Source organism: Pseudomonas sp. NPDC098747, from assembly GCF_044760045.1.
GTDB lineage: Bacteria > Pseudomonadota > Gammaproteobacteria > Pseudomonadales > Pseudomonadaceae > Aquipseudomonas.
On record NZ_JBIWAL010000141.1, the window covers coordinates 1 to 2,062 of the forward strand.

Here is a 2,062-nt window from a genome sequence, read left to right on the forward strand (position 1 = left end):
TTGAAGGGGCGCATCTCGCGCCTCGGTCGAGGGCAAGCGACGGTATGGATGTTGACCGCCCGCCAGCTCAAAGAGCACGCAGGCCACGCTGAACATGTCCGCACGGGCCGACAGTGGCTGGCCGTCGAGCAGTTCCGGGGCAGCGTAGCCGGGCGTCCAGGCGTTGAAGCGATCCCGACTGAGGTGGGGCAGGCCCGACAGGATACCGGGCTCAGCCTGCCCCAAGCCGAAGTCGAACAGGCGCACGCCCTCTTCGCAGAGCATCACGTTGCTCGGCTTGATATCGCCGTGCAGTACGCCGCGCGCATGGGCGAAGGTCAGCGCGTCGAGCAGTGCCAACGCGATCTCGCGCAGCTCTGTCCACGGCAGGCCCAAGGGCCGTTCAACCAGGAGTTGGTCGAGCGTCAGCCCCCGCATGAGTTCCATGGTAATAAACGCATGCTGGCAATCGGTGTCCACTTCAAAGCTGTGCACCCGTACCACGTTGTCGTGGCGCAGGCGTCGAGTCAGGGCGAATTCGCTGTAGAGCAAAGCGCTGGCGTCGGGCGATTCGGCAAATTCGCTGCTAAGGATTTTCAGCGCCACGTACGGGTCAGGATCGCCGAACTGTTCGCTCAGCAGGTCCCGTGCACAGTACACCGCCCCCATGCCACCAGCTCCCAGCAGGCGCTTAAGACGATACCGCCCTGCGAGCACCTCGGGCAGTGTGCCCGCGGCCGCCTTTGCCGGCACCCGTTTGGGGGTGACCTTGTTCGATTGAGCAAACGTAAAGTAGGTCAGGTTGTCGTGCTGCGCTTGCCCCAAATCATCCAACGGTTCCATGAGCTGAGTCATTGGCGAATCACCACCGCGGTCAGGTTGTCCCTGGCGGCGCCCCGCAAAGCACCGTCAAACAGTCGCTCCAGCGCCAGATGCGGCGCCGTCAGGCTCAGGGCGTTACCCAAGGCATCACGACTCAGCTCGTTGTACAACCCATCGCTGCACAAGAGAAATGTATCGCCGGGGTACACCTCAAGTTCGAGCACCTCCAGCGTCAACTGCTCGGCCGCCCCGATCGCACGGGTCAGGGCGTGCGCGTCAGGGTGCGCGCGGGCTTTCTCGACGCTCATGTTTTGTTCGGCGATCAGTTGTTGTTGCAGCGAATGATCCTTGGATAACTGGTACAAACGCTGGCTGCGCCACAGATAACAACGACTGTCGCCCGCCCAAATACAGGCGGCGCGCTGGCCTTCCACCAATAGCGCGACCACCGTACTGCCCATGATGCTGTTGCGACGTTCAGGCGTGACCGTCAATTCCTGACTCAGCCGCCGGTTGAGCCAGTGCAAGCACTGGCGGATGCTCGTGAGGCGCTCGTCGAAGTCGTCCTGTATCGGCAATTCTGCCAGGCTGGCGACGATCAACTGGCTGGCGATGTCGCCGCCCTGATGTCCACCCATGCCATCCGCGACCACCCACAGCCCCTGCTGGGGATGGTCGAGGAAAGCGTCTTCGTTGCGCGCCCGAACTTTGCCGGTGTCGGTACGCGCAGCACTTCGCCATGGGCTGGCAGTGCGCATCAGAGCTGCACCGGCATACGGAATGTGCGCAGCACAGCCATGTCGAACGGCGTCGATCGGCGCTGAGCGGTCAGCAAGTAGTTGGCGCGCAGGCCGCCCACGTCCGCCTTGAGCACCAAGACATCGCGACCGCTCAAGTATTCGATCTGCATCAGGTCAATCAGTCGGAACAGCGACCATGGGCCGGTATTTTTCTCAATGCCCAGCGCACGCCCCGCCACTTTTTCGAGGACCAGACTGCTGCGACCGTCTTGAGCGTCGGTCGGCCACGTGAACGACACCGGCACGATTGGACCGTGGCGGTATTCAAGGGTCTTGTCGTCAAAGGTGAACTCGGACCGGCTGATCGTCGGGTCGAGGGTATAGGGCTCCAGTTTGAATTTCACCTGAGGCTCAGCGGGGTTATCAGCAAAAAAACTCTGCCGAATCGCGTGTGTCGACGCCAGCTGGTCGAGGTAGAGCTTGGACACCGGCAGGCTCTGACCATCGATACTGCGCATGCG

Annotated in this window: 3 protein-coding genes; all 3 read right to left on the minus strand. The window is 62.2% G+C overall.

The genetic code is table 11. From position 1 onward, the window contains the following. Window positions 1-834 (minus strand): serine/threonine-protein kinase (locus ACIQVE_RS29605; RefSeq protein ID WP_402815498.1); only part of this gene is annotated, 834 nt, incomplete at its 3' end. Further along, a complete protein-coding gene (locus tag ACIQVE_RS29610) occupies window positions 831-1,559 on the minus strand; it encodes a PP2C family protein-serine/threonine phosphatase (RefSeq protein ID WP_402815500.1) in 729 nt (242 codons plus the stop codon). The genes ACIQVE_RS29605 and ACIQVE_RS29610, both read right to left, overlap by 4 nt. Then, window positions 1,559-2,062, minus strand: a 504-nt coding sequence (locus tag ACIQVE_RS29615; protein ID WP_402815502.1) for a type VI secretion IcmF C-terminal domain-containing protein, incomplete at its 5' end; no start/stop codon positions are given. The genes ACIQVE_RS29610 and ACIQVE_RS29615, both read right to left, overlap by 1 nt.